This is a genomic window from Allobosea vaviloviae, assembly GCF_001298265.1.
GTDB classification, from domain to species: domain Bacteria; phylum Pseudomonadota; class Alphaproteobacteria; order Rhizobiales; family Beijerinckiaceae; genus Allobosea; species Allobosea vaviloviae_B.
Genome location: NZ_LGSZ01000025.1, coordinates 58,639 through 73,433, shown reverse-complemented (window position 1 = coordinate 73,433; position 14,795 = coordinate 58,639). Strand labels below are relative to the sequence as shown.

Sequence of the window (14,795 nt, the reverse complement as noted above, 5' to 3'; positions counted from 1 at the left end):
GGATCGGCGCGGCGTTGCCGCTTGTCCGGGATGACGGCGCGAATGGAGCGAGGTCGATCCAAATCTGACGGTACGTGACACAAAAAGGGGAGAACGATCGTGAAGCATCTGACATCCATCGCCACCGGCGCCCTGCTGGGGCTGGCGGCGCTTGCCGGGCCGGTCGCGGCCCAAGGCTCGAACAACAGCCTCACCATCGTCCGCGAGGTCGACAGCGACCGCTACGACCCGCACCGTTCGACCGCGCGCGCGGCTTCCGAGGTCATCTTCATGATGGCCGACACGCTGGTCTCGCTCGACCACGACATGGCGACGATCAAGCCCGGCATCGCCACCTCCTGGTCGATGTCGCCGGACGGCAAGACCTACACCTTCAAGCTGCGCAACGACGTCTCCTTCTGCGACGGCAAGAAGCTGACCGCGCAGGACGTCGTCTATTCGATGAAACGCTGGATCGACCCGGCGACGCGCTCGCCCGTGCGCTGGCGCGCCGGCAAGGTCGACGACATCGTCGCCATCGACGACACGACCGTCGAGTACAAGCTGACCGCGCCCTTCTCGGAATTGCTCTACCAGCTCACCCAGAGCTTCGCCGTCATCATGGACAAGGCCAATGTAGAGGCACTGGGCGCCGATTTCGGCGTCAAGGGTTTCAACGGCACCGGCCCTTATTGCTGGGGTGACTGGAAGCCGCGCAACGAGTTCCGCCTGAAGAAGCACGCCGCCTACAAATGGGGCCCGCCGATCTACGAGAACAAAGGCGCCGCCCAGATCGAGGAGATTGTCTGGCGCATCGTGCCGGAGGAGAACACCCGCCTCGCCGCTGTGATGACCGGCCAGAGCCAGGTCACGCAATACGTGCCCTATTCCGGCCTGGCGCAGATCCGCGCCAACAAGAATCTCAAGCTGGTCGACTCCAAGGAAGCCTTCTGGACCTATTTCGTCGGCTTCAAGATCGACAAGGAGGGCGTCAGCGATCCCGCCGTGCGCAAGGCCATGGTCATGGCGGTGGACCAGAAGGCAATCGCCGAGAACCTCTATTTCGGCGAGGTCGAGCCGGCCTACAGCTACATCTCGAGCGAGGCGCTGGACTGGAACAAGGCCGTCACCCCGATCAAGACCAATGTCGCCGAGGCCAACAAAATCCTCGACGCCGCCGGCTGGGTGAAGGGCTCGGACGGTTTCCGCGCCAAGGACGGCAAGAAGCTCTCGCCTGTGGTCTATGGCTTCACCGGCTCGACCTGGCAGAAGCTGATGGAAGCCATCCAGGGCGATCTGCGCAAGATCGGCGTCGATCTGCGGGTCCAGCTCTTCGATGCCACGATCGCCTGGGGCAAGATGGCAACGCAGGAATTCGACATGTTCGGGATGAGCTTCCCTTACATCTCCGCCGGCGACGCGCTGAACCTCTACTTCCCCTCGGCCAATGCGCCGACGCCCAACCGGATGAACTGGAAGGACGCCGAGACCGACGCGCTGCTGAGCAAGGGCATGACGGCCCTGAACGATGCCGATCGCGCCGCCGCCTATGGCGAGGTGCTCAAGAAGGTGCATGAGGCCGCCGTCTGGCTGCCGCTCTATCACGAGCCGATGAAGATCGCGGCCTCGGCGCGGCTCGCCCCGTTCAAGGCCCACAACATCTATGGCTGTGGGCTCTACAAGGGGCTGGACCTGAAGTTCGTGCGCTGATGCCTCGTCATTCTCGGGCGAGGCGAGGCGCAGACCCGAGAATCTCTTGCCAGAGATGGTCGGCTCAGGGCCGACCATGACGCCCTCATTGTGCCCCCACGCCGGAGCCTGCCATGCCCATCACCCTCATCGCCAACGCCAGCTGGATCGTCGCCTATGACGCCAAGGCCAAGGGCCATGTCTATCTGCGCGATGGCGATGTCGCCTATGACGGCAACCGGATCGTTCATGTCGGCGGGAGCTACAAGGGCAAGGCCGATGCAACCATCGACGGGCGCGGCAAGATGGTCATGCCCGGCCTCGTCAACATCCATTCCCATCCCTCCTCCGAGGCGATGACCAAGGGCTGGAACGACGAACTCGGCTCGCCGAAGATGTACGGCACGGCGCTGTACGAGTTCATGCCGCTGTTCCGCTGCGACGCTGAAGGGATCAAATCCTGCGCGCAGGTGACCTATTCCGAGCTCTTGATGTCGGGCGTCACCACGCTCGTCGACATGTCCGTCGCCTGGGATGGCTGGCTCGAGACCTTCAAGGCGTCGGGCCTGCGCGGCGTCTTCTCGCCGATGTATCGCTCGGCGCGCTGGTACACCGACAACGGCCATCTCGCGAAATACGAGTGGGACGCCAAGGCCGGCGAGGCCGCGATGGCCGCCGCCATGAAGCTGCTCGACCAGGTCGCGGCCGATGATTCAGGCCGGCTTTCCGGCATGGTCTCGCCCTCGCAGATCGACACCTGCACGCCAGAACTGATCCAGGCGAGCTATGCCGAGGCCGAGGCGCGTAAAGTTCCCTTCCAGATCCACGCCGCCCAGAGCGTGGTCGAGTTCCACGAGATCACCCGCCGCCACGGCATGACGCCTGTCGAATGGCTGGAATCGCTCGATGTGCTCGGGCCGTTCTCGATCATCGGCCACGGCATCTTCCTCGACCATCATTCCTCGGTGAAATGGCCGGCGACGGACGATCTCGGCTGCCTCGTCGAGACCGGCACTAACGTCGCCCATTGCCCGATCGTGTTCCAGCGCCGCGGCATCGCGATGCAGAGCTTCGGGCAATATGTCGCCGCCGGCGTCAATGTCGGCATCGGAACCGACACCTATCCGCACCACATGCTGGAGGAGTTGCGCGCGGTCTGCATCGGCTCGCGCATGATGGCGGAGGACGTCTACGATCTCAGAACCTCGGACGCCTTCAACGCCGCGACGCTCGGCAGCGCCAAGGCGCTCGGCCGCGACGATATCGGCCGCCTCGCCAAGGGCGCCAAGGCCGACATCGTCATCGTCGACGTAATGCATCCGATGATGCGCCCCTTGCGCGATCCCATCCGCAGCCTGATCTACGCGGCGGGCGAGCGTGCGGTGACGACGGTCATCGTCGATGGCGTCACGGTCGTCGACAACGGCAAGGTCCTGACGATGGATTACGCCGCCGCCGCTGCCGAACTCGAGGAGGCACAGCGCCGCGCCGAGCCGAAGGTCAAGGGGCTCGACTGGGCCGGCCGTGACCATCTCGAGATCTCGCCGCTGACCTTCCCGTCCGGGCGATAGCCGGCCTCACCGCCGCCGCGGCCTGTTCCGTCAGGAACAGCGCAGCCACGGCCACAAGCCTATCCCTGTATCCAGCAGCGGGCCATCGGGGCCCGCTCCGGGGCGGGAGGGCGACATGGCCAAGGTCATTGAAACGAGCGACGGCACGATGCTGACGGTGGAGATGGGCGTCGGCCCGGGTCGCGCGAACAACCGCGACGACGTCACGCTGGTCCAGTATCTGCTGAACCTCTACTTTCAACATCCCAACCAGGCCCGCGTGCGCCAGTTGGGCGGCACCGCTGCCAGCCGCAAGCTGGTCGTCGACGGTATCATCGGGCCGAGGACGAATGCCGCTATCCTGGCGTTCCAGAACGCGATCTGCGCCACGGACAATGCCCGCGTCATCTGCGATGGGCGCGTCGATAAGCTGCGCAACGAGCAGGTGGTCGTCGCAGGGTCCGACATGCAGCTCTACACCATCTTCGAATTGAACAATTACGCCTGTGCGCTCTACCTCGAAGACGAAGACATCACGTGGCTGCGCTTCCGCTCTGACTTTCCGTCGCGCCTCCTACCGGTCGTCAATCGGTTCCTGCCGGCCTGGGCGCAGTGGTCGCGGAGCGCCTGACGCGCGTCGTGGTCAGGGCTGGTGCGCGTCGGGTTCGATCGCAATGAGGACCTCGCCCGCTGCGACGGTGACGCCAGCACGGATCGCCACCCGGGAGATCGTGCCGCTGGCCGGGCTCTTCAGGTCCATGAACAGCTTCATCGACTCCAGCACGGCGAGCACCTGCCCCTCCACCACGCTGTCGCCTTCCGCGACATGGATCGCAACCACCGTGCCCGGCATCGCGGCCCGCAGGGTGCCGCCGCTGTCGTAGCTCTTGGTCCGCGTCGCTGCTGCAGCCTCGACCGCAAGCGCGATGCCGACAGGCCCTTCGAAGTCGCGATAGCGCAGCAGCAAACCGTCGCGGTCGCGCACAGCCTTGGCGGCTGACCCGACGCCGCCGCACTGGACGGCCCAGTCCGTGTTGTCCAGCGCACGCGCCACGGTGACGTCGCAGGCCCCGTCGGGGCCGAGCACACGCAGGACGCCGTCACGACTCTCGACACGAAGCCGCGCCGTGTCGCCGGCCAGTGAGACGCTCAGATGCGTCGTGGCAGGGCGTCCCGCCGGCGACAGCAGCCGGAAGCCCGCCAGCGCCCGCCAAGGCCCGGCCCCGGCAGCCGGCGCGCCGCAGCCGTCGCCCGTCGCGAGACACAGCGCAGCAGCGACGGCGCGCAACTCTGCGACATCCGCACCGGCCTGCTGCCATCCGTCGGGCCAGGTCTCCTTGAGGAACAGCGTCGTCGCCCGCCCGGCTGCGAAGGCGGGCTGCCGCAGCGCGTCGATCAGGAAGGGCCTGATCGTACCCAGGCCCAGCACGACCATGCGGCGCAGCCCTTCGCCGAGTGCGCGCAGGGCCCCTTCGCGGTCTGGCGCATGGGCGATGACCTTGGCCAGCAGGGAATCGTAATGCGTCGAGACGATGCTGCCGGTCGCGACGCCGCTGTCGACGCGCAGGCCCTCGGGCTCGCTCCAGAGCGCGATCCTGCCCGTATCCGGCCGGAATCCTTCATCCGCGCGTTCGGCCGTCAGCCGCGCCTCGATGGCGTGGCCGGAACAGGTGATCTGGTCCTGGCGCAGCGGCAGCGTCTCACCCGCCGCGATGCGGATCTGCCATTCCACGAGGTCGAGCCCCGTGATCGCCTCCGTGACGGGATGCTCGACCTGAAGCCGAGTGTTCATCTCGAGGAAGAACACCGCCTCGCTCTCCGCATCGACCAGGAACTCGACCGTGCCGAGATTGTCGTAGGAGATCGCCCGCGACAGCCGCAGCGCGTAGTCATGCAGCGCGGCGCGCGTCTCGGGCTCCATTTTGGGCGCCGGCGCTTCCTCGATCAGCTTCTGGTTGGCGCGCTGCACCGAGCAATCGCGCTCGAACAGATGCACGAGATGGCCGTGCCGATCGCCTGCGACCTGCACCTCGACGTGGCGCGGCCGCGTCACGAACTTCTCGATCAGCAGGCGCCCGTCGCCGAAGGCGGCTTGCGCCTCACGCGCTGCGGCCAGAATGGCGCCGTCGAGTTCGGATTCATCCTCGACCTTGCGGATGCCTTTGCCGCCACCGCCCGCCGAGGCCTTGACCATGACCGGCAGGCCGATGCGCAAGGCCTCCGCGCGAAGCACCTCGGGCGATTGGTCGGCTCCGTCATAGCCGGGGACACCGGGCACGCCCGCGTCCCGCGCGATCTGCTTGGAGCGGATCTTGTCGCCCATCGCATCGATCGCCGCGCTCGATGGCCCGATGAAGCTGATGCCGTTGGCCTCGCAGGCGGCGATCAGGTCGAGCCGCTCTGAGAGGAAACCGTAGCCGGGATGGATTGCCTGCGCGCCGGTGGCGAGCGCCGCTTCGATGATGCGGTCGGCCCTGAGATAGCTGTCACGGGCCGGCGCGGGGCCGATGCGAACGGCAGTATCGGCGAGGCGAACATGCAGCGCGTCCCGGTCGGCATCGGAATGGACCGCGACGCTGCGGATGCCGAGCCTCCGGCATGTCCGAATGATGCGGCAGGCGATCTCGCCGCGATTGGCGATCAGGATGGTGTCGAACATCAAAGCAACCTTGTCATTCCGGGGCTTCGCCCTCGGGTCCGGCCTCTGGCCGGCCCAAGGATAAACTCCGCGAAGAACCCGGAACCCACGACCGGGCGAGCGTGGAAGATTTGGCTTGTCACAGGTTTCACCCCGTCGTGGGTTCCGGGTTCGACCCTCCGGGCCGCCCCGGAATGACAGCGTAGGTTCGCCGCCATCGCCATCACATCCGGTACACCGGCCGCGGGCTCGTATCGCGCGGCTCGCCCGCCGCCAGCGCCAGGCACAGCCCCAGCACGTCGCGGGTCTGGCCGGGCTCGATGATGCCGTCGTCCCAAAGCCGTGCGGTGGCGTAGTAGGGGTCGCTCTGCTCCTCGAACTGGGCGCGCGTCCTGGCGTCGAGTTCGGCGAGGGCAGCCTCGTCGGCTGCGCCCTTGAGCGATTGCCGCCGCAGTTCGGTGACGACATTGGCCGCGACCTCGGGGCTCATCGTCGCGATGCGCGCATTGGGCCAGGAGAACAGGAAGCGCGGCCGGAAGCCCCGCCCGCACATCCCGTAATTGCCGGCGCCGTATGATCCGCCGATCAGCACGGTGTATTTCGCCACGCGTGCATTCGAGACGGCATAGACGAGCTTGGCCGAGTGCTTGGCGATGCCGCCGCGCTCGGCCTCCGTGCCCACCATGAAGCCGGTGATGTTCTGCAGGAACAGCAGCGGAATCTGCCGCTGGTCGCAGAGTTCGATGAAATGCGCGCCCTTCACGGCGCTCTCGGAAAACAGCACGCCGTTATTGGCGATGATCCCGATCGGGTGCCCGTGGATGCGCGCGAACCCCGTCACCAGCGTCGCGCCATAGTCCGGTTTGAAGGCATTGAAGGCGCTGTCATCGACGATCCGGGCGATCACCTCGCGCACATCATAGGGCCGACGCAGATCGGTCGGGACGAGGTCGATGAGCTCGGAGGGATCGAGCCTGGGTGGCACCGGCGCATGCGGTGGTTCGGCCAGCATGCCGGTGTCGCCGAGCGAGCCGACGATCTCGCGCAGCTTCGCCAGCCCCTCCATCTCGGTGAGAACGATATGGTCGGCGACGCCCGAGATCTGCGTGTGCATCTCGGCTCCGCCCAGCGTCTCGCCATCGACGATCTCCTGGATCGCCGCCTTGACGATCGGCGGGCCGCCGAGATGGATGCGGCCGGTGCCCTTGACCATGATCGCTTCGTCCGAGAGCGCCGGGATATAGGCGCCGCCGGCCGTCGCGGCCCCGAAGACGATCGAAATCTGCGGGATGCCAGCGGCCGACATCCGGCACTGGTTGTAGAAGGAGCCGCCGAAATGGTCGCGGTCGGGAAAGACTCGGTCCTGCTCCGGCAGAAAGGCGCCGCCGCAATCGACGAGATAAAGACAGGGCAGGCGATGCTCCCCAGCGATCTCCTGCGCGCGCAGATGCTTGCGCACGGTCTCGGCAAAGAAGGAGCCGCCTTTCACTGTCGCATCATTGGCGATCAGCATGCAGGCGCGGCCCGCGACGATGCCGATGCCGGTGACGATGCCTGCCCCGGGCACCTCGTTGCCGTAGAGCCCCCAGGCGGCGAGCGGCGAGAGTTCGAGAAAGGGTGCATGCGGATCGAGCAGCAAATCGATCCGCTCGCGGACCATGATCTTGCCGCGCGCCTCGTGTCGCGCGCGCATCGTCTCGCCGCCGCCCCCCGCGACGAGGGCGTGGCGCTCGCGCAGGGTCTCGATCATCGCGGACAGCGGGGGAGGGGGCGCGGTTGGTGACAACGCAATATCCGACATGTGCGCTCTCGCTTGCCGTCATCCCGGGCGAAGCGCAGCGTAGACCCGGGATCCATGCCTGACCCGTTCCGGCATGGATCCCGGATCCGCGCCGCTTCGCGGCTTGTTCGGGATGACGCGTTTCCTCGTTGAGGTGCGACACACCTTGATCTCGATGTTTCATTCACCTACCGTCCGGTAGGTAGTCAGATCGCCACGCTGCGGTCAAGCTGGGAGGAAGCCATGTCGGCTGTCGAAAAGCTCGTGGGCGAAAGCGCTCGCCGCTCGCCTTATTTCACCGAGGAGCACGAGGCGCTGCGGACGCAAGTGCGCCGTTTCGTCGAGGCCGAGATCAAGCCGCATGCGCTGGCCTGGGAAGAGGCCGGCTTCGTGCCGCGCGATGTGCTCCGCAAGATGGGCGCGCTCGGCTTCCTCGGCATCCGTTACCCCGCCGAGTATGGCGGTTCCGAAATGGATACGATGGCGACCGTGGTGCTCGCCGAGGAGCTGGGACGCTCGACCTTCTCGGGCGTGGCGATCACGGCACTGGTCCACACCGACATGGCCTCGGTCCATATCGCCAATGCCGGCAGCCAGGCGCAGCGCGATGCGCTGATGCCCGCCATCATCGCCGGCGAAAAGATCGTCGCGGTCGCCGTCACCGAGCCCGATGCCGGCTCGGATGTGAAGGGTATCCGCACCACGGCGCGGCGCGAGGGCGATTCCTACGTGCTGAACGGCGCCAAGATGTTCATCACCAACGGCGTTCATGCCGATCTCTACTGCGTCGCCGCCAAGACCGACCTCTCGGCCAAGCCCTCGCAATCGGTCTCGATCTTTCTGGTCGAGAAGGGCACGCCCGGCTTCACCGTCTCGCGCGCGCTCGACAAGCATGGCTGGCGCTCGTCGGACACGGCGGAACTCGTCTTCGAGGATTGCCGCATCCCGGCCGAAAACCTGCTCGGGCAGGAGGGGCGCGGCTTCTACGCCATCATGAGCAATTTCCAGAACGAGCGCACCGTCATCGGCGCTATGGCGATCGGCGAGGCCCAGGCCGCCATCGACCTGACGCTGGACTATGTGAAGACCCGCAAGGCCTTCGGGGCGCCGCTCTGGGACAAGCAGGCGATCCGCCAGAAGCTCGCCATGCTGGCGGCGAAGGTCGAGGCCGGGCGGCAGCTCGTCTACCATGCGGCTTATCTGGATTCGCAAGGGCTCGACGCCACCCGCGAGGTCTCGATGGTCAAGGCCTATTGCGGCGAACTGGTCAACGAGGTCATGTATGCCTGCCTGCAGTTCCATGGCGGCATGGGCTACATGCGCGAAAGCACGATCGAGCGCATGACCCGCGACGCCCGCGTCCAGGCCATCGGCGGCGGCGCGACCGAGGTCATGCTGGAAGAGGTCGCGAAGCGGCTGTGAGCGGTCCGGCGCACCTCTCCTCCGTCATGCTCGGGCTTGACCCGAGCATCTCGGAAACCAGTAGGAGCTGGTCATGAGATTCTCGGGTCTGCGCTTCGCTTCGCCCGAGAATGACGCCGGGTGCGTGCGGTGACGGTCGCGGCCGCGCGGGTCGGCAAGGACCCGGAAACCGGCTCCCGCCGCCTGATCCTTGACACCGCCGCCCGCCTCCTGCGCTCGGGCGGATACCACCAGACGACGCTGCGCGAGATCGCCGAGGCGGTCGGCATCCGCAAGGCGAGCCTCTACTACCATTTCGCCTCGAAGGAGGAGATCGTCGAGGCGGTGGTCAATGACGGCGTGCGCTTCGTCCATGAGGCGGTGGTCGCCGCCCTTGCCGCCACGCGGAACGCGCCGCCACGGCAGCGGCTGGAGGCAGCGATCGGCGCCCATCTCACCGCGCTGCACGGCAACAGCGACTATACCTCGGCCAGCATCAAGGTCTTCACCTTCGGCCAGACGCCGACGCCCGAGAGCGTGCGTGGCGTCCGGCGCGCCTATGAGGATGTCTGGCGCGAACTGATCGCGGAGCTGCAGCACAACGGCGCCTTGTCGCTGGAGCGTTCGCCCGATGCGTTGCGCCTGTTCCTGCTCGGCGCGCTCAACGGTTCGATCGACTGGTATCGCCCCGGCCGCTTCGACGTCGCGGCACTGGCGGCTGAGTTCACCGCCCTGATCGCGCATGCAGAACAGGGCGCTGCGGCGTTCTTCGGCGCTGACGCGTCGGTCGCGAGCCGCTAGCCTGTCGTCAGGCGGATGCGCATGGGCGCGCCTCCGCGATCAGAGGACACCAGGCTGGCATGCGCGCTTTCTATCATCCCGATCAGTCGCTTCACGATCCCAAGCAGTATCTGCGCTTCGGCGCCGTCGTCGCGCCCAAGGACCTGCCGGAGCGCACGGCGCGCTTGCTCGGCGCGCTCGAGAAGCACGGCATCAAGCCTGAGCTGCCGGCCTCGCACGGCACCGCGCCGATCCTTGCGATCCACGATGCCGGCTTCGTGAAGTTCCTCGAAACCGCTTGGGCGAAATGGCAGGACCTGCCTGCCGAGCGCGGCCCCGAGGTCTGGCCCAGCACCTTCCCCTATTGGAGCGGGCGTCCCGACGAGGATGTCCGCCCGCCCTGCCGCCCGACCGGCTTCATCGGCCAACTCGGCTGGTATCTCGGCGATATGTCGGTGCCGATCGGCGAGCATTGCTGGCACTCGACGCTGCTCTCTGCCGAGACGGCGGTCACGGCCGCCGATGCGATCATCGCCGGCGAGCGCGCCGTCTATTCGCTCTGCCGCCCCTCCGGCCACCATGCCCGCGCTGATCGCGCCACGGGCTTCTGCTACCTCAACAACACGGCCATCGCAGCCCAGCGCCTGCGCTCGAAATACGCCAAGGTCGCGATCCTGGATGTCGACGCCCATCACGGCGACGGCACGCAGCAGATCTTCTACCGCCGCGACGATGTGCTGACGATTTCGGTCCATGCCGATCCCTCGAACTACTATCCGTTCTACACCGGCTATGAGGATGAACGTGGGAATGGCCCGGGCGAGGGCTTCAACCTCAACCTGCCGCTGCCCCACGGTGCCGGCGGCGCCGAAATGGCTGCGGCCGTCGACCGGGCCGGGCGCGCGATCCGCGAGTTCGGCGCCGATGTCGTCATCGTCGCGCTCGGCTACGACGCCCATAAGGACGATCCCATCGGCGTTCTGAAGCTCGACGCCACCGATTTCGGCATGATTGCCGAAAAGGTGAAGGGCTTTGGCCTGCCGACGCTGGTGGTCCAGGAGGGCGGCTACGCGATCGAGGCGATTGGGGAGTGCCTCGACGCGTTCATTGGTGGGTTTAAGGGGTAGCCACAACGCGCGTCATGGTCGGGCTTGACCCGACCATCTCGTGACCGATGGCCGCCGTTTATTTTGAAGACCTCATTCGGCAAGAGATTCTCGGGTCGCTCTGCGAGCGCCCGAGAATGACGCGCCTTCTCAGATCACCGCCTCGATCAGGAACGGCCCTTTCCGGCCGAGCGCACCCTTGAACAGCTTGGTGAACTCCTCGGCTGTCGTCGCACGCGCCGCTTCCACGCCCATGCCCCGCGCCATCGAGACCCAGTCGAGCGCAGGCTCGTCGAGGTTGAGCATCAGCGTGGCGTTGCGGCCGAAATCATTGACGCCGACGGCGCGCATCTCGCCATGCAGGATCGCATAGGTCCGGTTGGCGAAGATCACCGTGACGATGTCGAGGTTCTCGCGCGCTTGCGTCCACAGCCCCTGCACGGTGTACATGCCCGAGCCGTCCGCTTGCATGCCGATGACCTTGCGGTCCGGGCAGGCCACCGCCGCGCCGACGCACATCGGGATGCCCTCGCCGATGGCGCCGCCGGTGAGCTGCAGATAGTCGTGCTGCGGCGCGTTGTGGCACTGCTGGTAGAAGACGCGGCCAGACGACACCGACTCATCGCAGATGATGGCGTTCTCCGGCAAAAGCCGCGCCACGATGGTGCAGACCTTGTCGGCGTCGAGATCGCCTGATGGCAGCGCCGTCTCGGTCTGCGCCCGGGCGATGAAGGCGGGCTCGACCTTGGTCGCACCGGTCTCCTCGGCCAGCGCCGCGAGCGCCCCATTGAGATCGTCGCCCATGACGCCGAGCGTGGCGACGATGCAGCCGTCATGGATCAGCCGGCCGGGCTTGCCGGGATAGGCGAAGAAGCCGACCGGAATCTGCGCGCCGACCAGCACCAGCAGGTCGATGTCCTTCAACTGCTCCAGCGCCATGTCGACGGGGTAGAACACCTTGGGGATGGCGACGCGGCCCACGCCGCGCTCGATCCGTCCGTTCGACATCTGCCCATACATCTTGCAGCCGGTCGCGGCGCAGATCCGCGCTGCGGTTTCGAGCGGCCCCTCGCGCAGCGACGAGCCTGTCATCATCAGCGCCGCCCGGCCGCCATGTTTGCGCAGCAAGGCCGCAACCTCGCTGATGGTCTCGGGCGCCACGGCCTTGAACGACGGCACGGGGGTCGCGGTCACCTCGGCCGGCTCGACACTACCCCAGGCGCAATCGCCCGGCAGGATCACCGTTGCGACGCCCGGCAGAGACATCGCGGCGGCATAGGCCTCGCCGATCGCCGGGCCGACATCCTCCGGCGTCGCGATCCGGTGGACATAATGCGACATCGGCCTGGCCAGGCTCTCGATGTCGCTGGTCAGCGGCGCGTCGTGCTGGAGATGATAGGTCGCATGGTCGCCGACGACGTTGAGCATCGGCGTCCAGGCGCGCCTGGCATTGTGCATGTTGGCGAGCGCATTCGCCATGCCCGGCCCACAATGCAGCAGCGTCGCCGCCGGCTTGTCGGCCATGCGGGCATAGCCGTCGGCCGCGCCCGTCACCACGCCCTCGAACAGCCCCAGCACGCAGCGCATCTGCGGCTTGCGGTCGAGCGCCGCGACGAAATGCATCTCGGAGGTGCCGGGATTGGCGAAGCAGACATCCACGCCGTTGACGAGCAGCGTGTCGCAGAGGCGGTCGGCACCGTTCATTCTGATGTGTCCTGAGCAAAGCAAAAACAGGTCGTGCGAGCAGGGCTCAGGGGAAGGGATGTCCCCGCGCCTGTCAAACCAGAGAATGTCATGGACGTCCCCAATGATGGTGATCGGCTGCTTGACGGATTTGCATATGCATTTAACGTCTGCTGGAACGAAGGTTGCATCTCGCCTCGCCATGCGATGCGATGGATTTTGATCTTCGCACGAAGCCGGACATCACGTGAGGGGAAGGGCCCGACATGACAGGTTTGAAGCGTTTCGGAGTGGTGGCAGGCCTTGGCCTGGCTGCGGCATGTGCGGTGGCTGGCAGCGCCCAGGCGCAGACCAAGGTCTCCATCGGCATTTCCGGCTGGACCGGCTTCGCGCCGCTCGTGCTGGCCAAGGAGGCGGGCATCTTCGCCAGGAACGGCCTCGACGTCACCGTCAAGAAGATTCCGCAGAAGGACCGCCACCTCGCCATGGCGTCCGGCGACATCCAGTGCGCGGCGACCACCGTCGAGACCTGGATCGTCTGGGACGGCGCGGGCGTGAAGACCAAGCAGATCTTCCAGCTCGACAAGAGCTATGGCGCTGACGGCATGGTCACGCGCAACGCCACCGCCTCGATCAAGGATCTGAAGGGCAAGACCGTCGCGGCTTCCGCGCCCGGCACCTCGCCTTATTTCGCGCTCGCCTGGATGCTCAAGGAAAACGGCATGTCGGTGAAGGACGTGACCGTCGTCAACATGGAGCCCGGTCCGGCCGCGCAGGCCTTCATCGCCGGCCAGAACGACGCCGCGCTGACCTATGAGCCTTACCTCTCCGCCGTTCGCGACAAGCCCGAGGCCGGCAAGATCATCGCCACCACGCTCGACTACCCGATGGTGATGGACACCTTCGGCTGCACGCCGGCCTTTCTCGCCGCCAACGACACGGCGGCCGCCGCTCTGACCAAGAGCTACTTCGAGGCGCTCGAGATGATCGCCAAGGAGAAGGACAAGGCCTTCGGCATCATGGGCGCCGACGTCAAGCAGTCGGGCGAGCAGTTCGGCAAGTCGGCCGCCTTCCTGAAATGGTCGGACGCCGCCGGCAACAAGGCCTTCTTCTCGGGCGAGTGGCAGGCCTTCTCGGCCAAGGCCGCCGACCTGCTGCTGGAGATCGGCCTGATCAAGGCCAAGCCGGATCTGGCGTCTCTCGTCGAGACGAAATACGTCGTCGGCAAGTGATCTGATTCCCACGCGTCATGCCCGGGCTTGACCCGGGCATGTTGTCCCCCACCACTCCACGTCATCCCGGACAAGCCGCGTCAGCGGCGCCGATCCGGGATCCATGCCTGAACCGTTCAGGCATGGATCCCGGGTCTCCCTTCGGTCGCCCGGGATGACGCTGCGGATTTTCGTCTGATGAAACCCCTCCAGCCGGTCTCCGCGCCCGCCCGTGTCGGCTACGGCATCGCCTTTTTCGCGCTGTTCGTGGCGCTCTGGTCGGTCGCGACCTTCGGCGGCTATGTCCAGAGGCTGTTTCTCGCCGACCCCATCACGATGGTGCGCGAGGGCTATAACCTCCTGGTCCAGTATGGCTTCGCCTTCGATATCGGCATGACGATCTGGCGCGTCGTCGGCGGCTTCGTGCTGGCGGTGATCGTGGCGCTGCCGCTCGGCATCATGATGGGTGCCTACAAGCCGGTCGAGGCCTTCCTGGAGCCGTTCGTCTCGTTTGCCCGCTACCTGCCGGCCTCGGCCTTCATTCCCCTCCTGATCCTCTGGGCCGGCATCGGCGAGGCGCAGAAACTGCTCGTCATCTTCATCGGCTCGGTCTTCCAGCTCATCCTAATGATCGCGGTGTCCGTCGGCTCGATCCGGCGCGATCTGGTCGATGCCGCCTATACGCTGGGCGCGACCGACACCTCCGTCGTGCGCCGCGTGCTCCTGCCCAATGCCGCGCCCGAGATCGCCGAGATCTTCCGGCTCGTGCTCGGCTGGGCCTGGACCTATGTCATCGTCGCCGAGCTGATCGGCTCGTCCTCGGGCATCGGCCACATGATCACCGACAGCCAAGCGCTGCTGAACACCGGGCAGATCATCTTCGGCATCATCGTCATCGGCCTGATCGGGCTGGTCTCGGATTTCCTGTTCAAGGCGGTCAACCAGCGCCTGTTTCCGTGGGCGCAGAGGTAGTCGGTC

The 14,795-nt window shown here is 66.3% G+C and carries 11 protein-coding genes; 8 read left to right on the top strand and 3 right to left on the bottom strand.

Features of this window, described 5'->3' with window-relative positions; translation table 11 throughout:
• Positions 1–99 precede the first annotated feature (99 nt).
• The 3 genes from AE618_RS05780 (at position 100) to AE618_RS05770 (ending at position 3,849) form a co-directional block, all read left to right on the top strand.
• Entirely contained in the window at positions 100–1,689 is a 1,590-nt protein-coding gene (locus AE618_RS05780; protein ID WP_197280683.1) for an ABC transporter substrate-binding protein, read from the top strand.
• Positions 1,690–1,802: 113 nt separating this feature from the next.
• Positions 1,803–3,239, top strand: a complete 1,437-nt coding sequence (locus AE618_RS05775; protein ID WP_054208100.1) for an amidohydrolase family protein — start codon at positions 1,803–1,805, stop codon at positions 3,237–3,239.
• A gap of 115 nt (positions 3,240–3,354) precedes the next feature.
• Positions 3,355–3,849 (top strand): peptidoglycan-binding domain-containing protein, encoded by a 495-nt coding sequence (locus tag AE618_RS05770; RefSeq protein ID WP_054208099.1) that lies wholly within the window; start codon positions 3,355–3,357, stop codon positions 3,847–3,849.
• A 12-nt stretch (positions 3,850–3,861) separates the two neighbouring features.
• Here AE618_RS05770 and AE618_RS05765 read toward each other — a convergent pair whose 3' ends face one another.
• Together AE618_RS05765 and AE618_RS05760 are read right to left on the bottom strand one after the other, a co-directional pair.
• Positions 3,862–5,877, bottom strand: a complete 2,016-nt coding sequence (locus AE618_RS05765) for an acetyl/propionyl/methylcrotonyl-CoA carboxylase subunit alpha (RefSeq protein ID WP_054208098.1) — start codon at positions 5,875–5,877, stop codon at positions 3,862–3,864.
• 202 nt (positions 5,878–6,079) lie between these two features.
• On the bottom strand, positions 6,080–7,657 hold the full coding sequence (locus AE618_RS05760) for an acyl-CoA carboxylase subunit beta (RefSeq protein WP_054208097.1): 1,578 nt from the start codon (positions 7,655–7,657) through the stop codon (positions 6,080–6,082).
• A 222-nt stretch (positions 7,658–7,879) separates the two neighbouring features.
• On the opposite strand from AE618_RS05760, the gene AE618_RS05755 reads away from it, so the two are divergent.
• The 3 genes from AE618_RS05755 (at position 7,880) to AE618_RS05745 (ending at position 10,944) form a co-directional block, all read left to right on the top strand.
• A complete protein-coding gene (locus tag AE618_RS05755; protein WP_054208096.1) occupies positions 7,880–9,058 on the top strand; it encodes an acyl-CoA dehydrogenase family protein in 1,179 nt (392 codons plus the stop codon).
• 120 nt (positions 9,059–9,178) lie between these two features.
• Positions 9,179–9,838: a TetR/AcrR family transcriptional regulator gene (locus tag AE618_RS29030; protein ID WP_054208095.1), complete on the top strand. Its 660-nt coding sequence runs from the start codon at positions 9,179–9,181 to the stop codon at positions 9,836–9,838.
• A gap of 59 nt (positions 9,839–9,897) precedes the next feature.
• The gene (locus AE618_RS05745; RefSeq protein WP_054208094.1) at positions 9,898–10,944 is read left to right on the top strand and encodes a histone deacetylase family protein; all 1,047 of its coding nucleotides are present in this window, start codon (positions 9,898–9,900) and stop codon (positions 10,942–10,944) included.
• Positions 10,945–11,073: 129 nt separating this feature from the next.
• On the opposite strand, the gene AE618_RS05740 is transcribed toward AE618_RS05745, so the two are convergent.
• Positions 11,074–12,627 (bottom strand): acetolactate synthase large subunit, encoded by a 1,554-nt coding sequence (locus tag AE618_RS05740; RefSeq protein WP_054208093.1) that lies wholly within the window; start codon positions 12,625–12,627, stop codon positions 11,074–11,076.
• Between the two features lie 245 nt (positions 12,628–12,872).
• On the opposite strand from AE618_RS05740, the gene AE618_RS05735 reads away from it, so the two are divergent.
• Complete coding sequence (locus AE618_RS05735; RefSeq protein ID WP_054208092.1) at positions 12,873–13,838, top strand: ABC transporter substrate-binding protein; 966 nt, start codon at positions 12,873–12,875, stop codon at positions 13,836–13,838.
• A 177-nt stretch (positions 13,839–14,015) separates the two neighbouring features.
• Positions 14,016–14,789 (top strand): ABC transporter permease, encoded by a 774-nt coding sequence (locus AE618_RS05730; RefSeq protein WP_054208091.1) that lies wholly within the window; start codon positions 14,016–14,018, stop codon positions 14,787–14,789.
• The last annotated feature ends 6 nt before the right edge of the window (positions 14,790–14,795 follow it).